6 protein-coding genes are annotated in these 6964 nt (G+C 64.1%); 4 read left to right on the top strand and 2 right to left on the bottom strand.

What is annotated here, in order from left to right; genetic code table 11:
- Positions 1 to 145: 145 nt before the first annotated feature.
- Positions 146 to 511, top strand: coding sequence for an MmcQ/YjbR family DNA-binding protein (locus tag NKJ26_RS32840; RefSeq protein ID WP_352608326.1), 366 nt, complete (start codon positions 146 to 148; stop codon positions 509 to 511).
- A gap of 152 nt (positions 512 to 663) precedes the next feature.
- Positions 664 to 2139, top strand: a complete 1476-nt coding sequence (locus NKJ26_RS32845; RefSeq protein ID WP_352699980.1) for a L,D-transpeptidase family protein — start codon at positions 664 to 666, stop codon at positions 2137 to 2139.
- Positions 2140 to 2154: 15 nt separating this feature from the next.
- On the opposite strand, the gene NKJ26_RS32850 is transcribed toward NKJ26_RS32845, so the two are convergent.
- Positions 2155 to 2787, bottom strand: coding sequence for a TMEM175 family protein (locus tag NKJ26_RS32850; RefSeq protein ID WP_352699982.1), 633 nt, complete (start codon positions 2785 to 2787; stop codon positions 2155 to 2157).
- 162 nt (positions 2788 to 2949) lie between these two features.
- On the opposite strand from NKJ26_RS32850, the gene NKJ26_RS32855 reads away from it, so the two are divergent.
- Positions 2950 to 4509 carry an MFS transporter gene (locus tag NKJ26_RS32855; protein ID WP_352699984.1) on the top strand — a complete coding sequence of 520 codons (1560 nt, stop codon included), beginning with the start codon at positions 2950 to 2952 and terminating at the stop codon, positions 4507 to 4509.
- An 11-nt stretch (positions 4510 to 4520) separates the two neighbouring features.
- On the opposite strand, the gene NKJ26_RS32860 is transcribed toward NKJ26_RS32855, so the two are convergent.
- A complete protein-coding gene (locus NKJ26_RS32860) occupies positions 4521 to 6491 on the bottom strand; it encodes a M23 family metallopeptidase (RefSeq protein WP_352608318.1) in 1971 nt (656 codons plus the stop codon).
- Between the two features lie 251 nt (positions 6492 to 6742).
- On the opposite strand from NKJ26_RS32860, the gene NKJ26_RS32865 reads away from it, so the two are divergent.
- Positions 6743 to 6964 (top strand): hypothetical protein (locus tag NKJ26_RS32865; RefSeq protein WP_352699986.1); only part of this gene is annotated, 222 nt, incomplete at its 3' end.

Below are 6964 nucleotides of genomic sequence, written 5' to 3' on the forward strand. Positions count from 1 at the left end.
CCGCCCCCCCCCTCGTGGCGCGCCGCGCCCCCCCCGGCTTTATTCCCCCGCCACCCCCCCCGGGCGGGCGGCCCGCGCCCGGGCCCTTCCCGCGGCGCCCGCCCCCCCCCGCCCCCCCCCCGTTTCCTAGAAAAGCGGGGCAGGGATGACGCTTGAGGACTATAACGGATTCTGCGCCTCGCTGCCTGCGACGACCCACGTCGTGCAATGGGGCGGCGCTCATGTCTGGAAGGTCGGGGCCAAGGTCTTTGCCATCGGCGGTTGGCAGGAAGACAAACAGCTCTTCGTCACCTTCAAATGTTCCGACATAGCCTATGATGTTCTCAAGGAGCAGCCGGGCCTGCGGCCCGCGCCCTATCTGGCCTCGCGCGGCATGAAATGGATCCAGCGTCGGACAAGCCAGAGCATGGATGATGCCGCGCTGAAGGACTATCTGCGCGAAAGCCATCGCCTTGTCGCCCTGAAGCTGACGAAGCAGGCGCGCCAGGAATTGGGGCTTGCCGCAGGCTAACGGGGTATTCCTCGAGACGCCGGAAAAGCGCCATCTTCATGCCCGGTTCATAATGGAACCATATGTTGGGTAGCTGGTTTGCTGGCGAAGGGGTTCGCCGTATAGGGACAATGCCGGGCGGCGGCAAATACGGACGGGAGAGTTTGGCCACGATGTTCCGCACGATCTTCATCCTTTCGGCACTCGCAGCCGGGATGCTCTCATCCGGTGCTCTCGCGGCGCCGACGCGGGATAATGGCCCGAAGCCTGTCCGTGCCGCCGCTGACGGCGGCATCCTCGTCGCGCAGGACGGCAATCTCGACATCTATTACGACGCCCGGGGCAATCGCGTCATCGTCGATGCCGATACCGGCAAAGTCATCGCCATCCAGCCGCCGCAGACACGGCTCGATCGCCGCGCATTGCGCCGCGAGATGCGGCTGCGCGAGCTGGGCCGTGCCCCTGCCGACGACGACCGCTATTATCTCGACGATCCCGAAGACATGGCGCGGTTCCGCCGCAAGCAGTTGGAAGAGGAGGGGCGGGTCATCCCGCCGCCGGCGGACGAATACGATCCCAATAGCGACAATTCGGTGGACGCCTTTCCGCCGTCGTCGCAGGACGACGGCAGTTACGACAACAATTATCCGGACGCGCCGGCGCCGGCAGAGCCGGGCACCGTCAAGCGCCAGCCGCTGGACGAGGCGTCGATAGACCCTATGCAGCCCGCGGCGCCCACCGATCAGGCGGCTCTGCCGCCAAGGGAGGGCGGCAAGACCACGGTCGATCCGTCGCTTTCGCTGGGCGCACGCCAGGACGTTGCCGCACTTCAGGTGCTTCTCGACCGTGGCGGCGCGTCGCCGGGCGTCATCGACGGGCGGTTCGGTTCGAACGTCGACAAGGCGCTTGCCGCCTACAACGAGATCACCGGCAGCAATCTGCGATCCACCGACGCCGTCGGCATCCAGGCAGCACTTGCGCAATCCGGCGGCGACGCCTTCGCCAATTACACCATCACTCCGGAGGATGCGGCCGGCCCTTATGTCGCCTCGATCCCCGAAGACTACAGCCAGAAGGCGCAGCTCGACCGCATGGGCTACACGTCGGTGACCGAGGCGCTTGCCGAGCGCTTCCACATGGACGAGAACTATCTCAAGTCGCTAAACCCCGACGCCAACTTCAATCGCCCGGGCACGATCATCAAGGTAGCCAATTTCGGCAGGCTGGTCTCGACGCCGGTTGCCCGCATCGTCGCCGACAAGAGCAAGAAAGAAGTCTTCGCCTATGATGCGGCCGGCAAGCTGGTCGCGGCCTATCCCGCAACGATCGGCTCGTCGGACACGCCATCTCCATCCGGTATTCACGCGGTCTCCCGCGTCGCGCTCGATCCGAACTACACCTACAACCCCAGCATCAATTTCAAGCAGGGCCAGAATGACAAGATCCTGACCATTCCGCCGGGCCCGAACGGCCCGGTTGGATCCGTGTGGATCGCGCTGGACAAACCGACTTACGGCATCCACGGAACGCCGGACCCGTCGAAGATCGGAAAAACCGAAAGCCACGGCTGCGTGCGCCTGACCAACTGGGACGCGCGCGAACTGGCGAAGCTCGTGTCGCCGGGCGTGACGGTCGAGTTCGTCGACTGAACGGGCAACTTCGACTCAGCCGACGATCCTGCGCACCCATCTCGCGCTCGGTGTTGCCGCGTAGATCAGCTGTACCACCAAAATGAAGCCGACGCTGAGAAGCGGCGTGACCAGGCAAAGCGCGGCGCCGATCGCCCACAGCACCTGCGCCTTGATGATGCGCAGATAGACCGTCCGCTTCGTCTGCGCGTCGACATCCTCTGCGACAAAACCGTTTTTCTCCGCATAATGCCAGCTGGCGAACAGGGTGACGCCGAGCATCAACAGGTTGAGCCAGTAGACGGCCACCGCGGTTCTGAACTCGATGAAGTCGGCCAACAGGTCGGTCGAAAACGGCAAAAGAGCGATGAAGGCGAGAAAGCAGAGGTTCAGCGTGGCGAGTCGCCTGTCGGACCTGGCGATCAGCCCATGCTGCGCCTGCTGGCCGAACCAGAAAATGGTCAGCGTCAGGAAGCTCAACGCATAGGTCAGGAAGCGTGGCGCCAGCGACGCGATCGCGACAAGCAGATCACGTTCCGAATGGATCGCCTCATGCGCCGGCACCCTGATCTCTAAGACGATCAGGGTGAGCGCGATGGCGAACACCCCGTCGGTGATGCCGACTATGCGGCCGCGCCCTTCCGCCGATGCTTCAAGTGGGCGCTTCATCGATTTCTCCCGGTCTGCCCTTCCGGGAACCTAGCATGACTGCCGCCGTTTGCATCCCGACGGCCGCTAGCTGGCGATTTGGCTGGGCAATGTGGCTGGTTTCAACGATAGCAAGCCGCTGGCTGGTTGTTGCCGGCGCATCGGCAGTCTAAGCAGGGTTCCATGCATTCACCGAGCCAAGCCGCAGCCGTCCCGCTGACCATCCCGGCCGGCAACAGAACGTTCTGCCCGCAATCGCAACGGCGCTTCGTGCTGATCGCGGCGATCCTGGCTTCGGCGCTCGGTTTCATCGACGGGTCGATCCTGGCCATCGCCACGCCGGCGATCCGCGTCAATCTCGGCGCCAGCCTTGCCGAGGCGCAATGGATATCCAACGCCTATGCGCTGACGCTGTCGGCGCTGATCCTTGCCGGGGGTGCGGCCGGCGATCGGTTCGGGCTGCGCCGCGCCTTCGTGGCCGGCATCGCGCTGTTCATTGCCGCCTCGCTCGCCTGCGCGCTGGCGCCGAACGCGTTCGTGCTGATCGCGTTTCGCGCGATCCAGGGCATCGGGGCGGCGATCATGGTGCCGGGCAGCCTGGCCATCATCGCCAAGGCCTACCCGAAAAAGGAGCGCGGCCGGGCGATCGGCATCTGGGCGGCGGCTTCGGCGCTGACCACCGCACTTGGCCCGGTGCTGGGCGGCTTCGTGCTGTCGGCGTTCGGCGACGGTATCTGGCGGGCCATCTTCGCCATCAACCTGCCGCTTGGCCTGATTTCGATCTATCTTCTGCTCGCCAAGATCCCGGCCGATGCACCGGCGGAAAAACGCAGTCTGGACCTTGGCGGCGGCGCGCTCGCGACATTGGCCTTCGGCGCGCTCGCCTATGGGCTGACCTCGATAAGCGCCAGCGACGAGGGCCGTATGGCTGGGCCGAGCATTGGCGCCGGCGCCGTGCTGCTGGTCGTCTTCATCCTTTTCGAGCACCGCCAGCGCGAGCCGATGATCGACCTGACGCTGTTTCGCAGCGGTGCATTCGCCGGCGCCAATCTGGCGACCTTCTTCCTCTATTTCGCGCTGTCGGCCAATCTTTTCTATCTGCCGATGCTGCTGATCGCCGGCTGGGGGCTGAGCACGGCCGAAGTCGGTTTCATCTTTCTGCCGCTGTCGGCATCGATCGCGCTTTTGTCGGGGCCGGTCGGCCAGTTGTCGGACCGGATCGGGCCACGTTTTCCAATCGCTAGCGGCAGCCTGGTCGTGGCTTTCGCCTTTGCCGGGCTTGCACTGCTCGCCCATGCCGGCATCCATAATTTCTGGACCGGAGTATTTCCACTGATGGCGCTGATGGGGCTCGGCATGGCGCTGGTCGTGTCGCCGCTGTCGACCGCGATCATGACGGCGGTGGAAGACAAGGACACGGGTGCCGCCTCCGGCATCAACAATGCCGTATCGCGCATCGGCGGCTTGATCGCGGTGGCGGCTATGGGGTCACTGGCCGCTTGGGTCTACGCGAATGCGCTGGACGGGAATGCGACGCCCGGCGTGCCTGGTTTCGGCGAACCGGCATCGGCCGGACTTGCGCCGGCGCTCGACGCGGCAAGGCTTGCCGCCGGCGACGCCGCGTTTTCCGCGGTCTCCTCGATGACCGCGCTGCTTTGCCTGATTTCGGCGGTCGTCGCCTGGACGACCATTCCCGGCTCGGGGCTGCCCTGGTCGCGACGCGCCGAAACTCAGCAGGACTGAAAGCCGAGCGATCAGCCGTCGATCTTGGCGCTGGCGACTTTCAGCGAATTGCCGTCTTCCTGCTTCAGAAGGTCGTCAATGCGCTCGCGCTCGCGTTTGAAGGCGACGAGGTCGTCGCCCTTCAGCACCTTGCCGACCGGCAGCCGGACACGCATCGAATCGACCTTGGTGCCGTTGACGATCAGCTCGTAGTGGAGGTGCGGACCGGTGGAGAGACCGGTCTGGCCGAGATAACCAATCACTTGGCCCTGGCGGACGTGGACGCCGGTCTCGATGCCTTTGGCAAAAGCGCTCTGGTGATTGTAGGACGTCTCGTAACCATTGGCATGGCGCAGGATAATCTGCTTGCCGTATCCGCCAGCCCAGCCCGCCTTCTCAACGACGCCGTTGCCGGCGGCAATGATCGGCGATCCGATGGGAGCGGCCCAATCGGTGCCTGTGTGCATGCGGACATAGCCGAGAATTGGATGCTTGCGGGCACCAAACCCGGAGGTAAATCGACCATTGGGCAGCGGGTTGCGCAACAGGAACTGCTTGGCACTCGATCCGTTCTCGTCGAAATAGTCGGTGCTGCCGTCCTGCATCTGGAAGCGATAGAAGTTGCGCGTCGTGCCGCCGAACGTCGCCGACACGTAGAGAAGTTCGGAATTGTCCGAAGTCTGGTCGTCGCCATCGGGTTGGGAGAACAGCACTTCGATCCGGTCGGAGGGGCTGAGACGGGACTGAAAATCGACATCGGCTGCCAGCAGCTTGATCAGCCGCTGGGTCATCGCCTTGGACATGCCGTAGGAATAGGCGGTGCGGTAGATGCCGTCATAGACATTAGGCAGGTTGCCGCGCACCACCACCGGTGCCGAAGAATCATCGAACGCGGTCAGCAACTCGGGGTTGGGATCCGGCTCCTGCGCCGGCACATACTGGCCGCGGTCGTCCAGCGCGATGGTGACGATATGCGTGGTTCTGTCGTAGACGCTGGTGCGAACCACCTTGGCGGCATCGCCACGGACCTCGAGGCCGACGCGCAGCACTGTTCCAGCCTTGAGCGCCGGCGCGTTCAAAAGCTTGCCGATCGCTTCGGCCATGCCGGTGGCATCTTCGCCCGTATAGCCCGAATCGGCAAAGGCCTCGGTGAGGTCGGTATCCTTGGTGAAGGGAATGATTTCCTCGGCGAAAGCCGGTGCCTGGTCATCGGCGTTTGCGCGCGGCGCCACGGAGACGTTTTCGGGCACGATCTTCACGTCGTAGGAGCCCGCCATGCTTTCGGCGAATGCTTCGCCGAACCGCTGCGGATCGACATAATGGAGCGAAGCGACCTGCACCGCGCCGTCGCTGAGGTCGGTGCCGGCTTCGCGCACCACCTTTTCCACCTCGTCGGCGGACAGGTCGCTCTTCTCGTCGAAGGAAGCCGTCTCGATCGGGAAATCGACGGTCTTCAGGCTCATCTCGCTTTCGACCTTGGCGCCGTAGATCTGGCCGGCTGCGGCGGAAGCCGTCGCCGGCTGCGCGGGGGTGTCGTCGCCGTCGTCGCCGAACACCTGCATCGGATCGAAGGGCGGGTAGGCCCGGCTGGTGGTGTGGCCGGCCGCGAGCGCCATCTTGATCTGCACGAAAGGCATGGTGTGGATAACGTCGCGGTCACCGACCTTGGTGACCATCGACACTTCCATGCGGCGGCGATCCTTGGCCTTGGCGATCTGACGCGGTGCCACGAGCCTTGTCGTCTTGGCGACCTCGCCGGAATCACCATTGCCGGCAAGGCTGATCAACTCGGCGATCTCGGGTGGCGTCGCCAGTTGCTGGCGACCATCAAGGGCGGCAAACAGCGCCACGCCCATCAGCACGCTCGATGTCACGCCGGTGAGAAATGTCCCCGACAGCCAGCGCGCAGAAACCTCGCGCCGATCGGGCGGGCCGCTGCGGCCGTCCGCGATAAGCGGCGGCTCGTTGCCGAGTTCGGCTATGACATCTTCCGTATCTGGCATCCAGAAAGGCTGCTTCTTCCCCGGGCGGAACGGCTTGTCGCTTTTGTTGTGGCCGTGACATTTGCCTGTCACGGCAGGTGAAGTCAACGAAGCGCCAGGCTCCGGTCGAATTCCCCCTCGCGCACTTCTTCTTATAGGGCCTCCTGGAGAAGGCGCGGGCGCGTCCTTGATTTGGCTGCTCGCACGCCCCTTCCAACAGGCTCTTGAACAGGCCGCGCGTGGTTGGCGCTACGCCCTGCTCGTTGATCTTGGTGTCGAACGGCAATGCGGCGGCAATAGGGCTCCCCCGTGGCCGTCCACCCGGTCGTGCCTGTTCCGTTGCGGCAGCTGGCAGTCATCAAACCGAGTTCGAAATTTCTGTCGCAAAAAGTTCAAAAACTTTGAATGAGCAGTTGACAGTTTGGTTTGGTGGCGACTATATACGCCTCACGAACGAGGGCGGCTCGCCGCTGGCGACGAAGAAGTTCGCTTCT

This window comes from Mesorhizobium sp. M0152, assembly GCF_040322415.1.
Classification (GTDB): domain Bacteria; phylum Pseudomonadota; class Alphaproteobacteria; order Rhizobiales; family Rhizobiaceae; genus Mesorhizobium.

Coding starts and splice junctions, on each gene's coding strand:
- NKJ26_RS32840 (WP_352608326.1), top strand. CDS start 146: ATGACGCTTGAGGACTATAACGGATTCTGCGCCTCGCTGCCTGCGACG.
- NKJ26_RS32845 (WP_352699980.1), top strand. CDS start 664: ATGTTCCGCACGATCTTCATCCTTTCGGCACTCGCAGCCGGGATGCTC.
- NKJ26_RS32850 (WP_352699982.1), bottom strand. CDS start 2,787: ATGAAGCGCCCACTTGAAGCATCGGCGGAAGGGCGCGGCCGCATAGTC.
- NKJ26_RS32855 (WP_352699984.1), top strand. CDS start 2,950: ATGCATTCACCGAGCCAAGCCGCAGCCGTCCCGCTGACCATCCCGGCC.
- NKJ26_RS32860 (WP_352608318.1), bottom strand. CDS start 6,491: ATGCCAGATACGGAAGATGTCATAGCCGAACTCGGCAACGAGCCGCCG.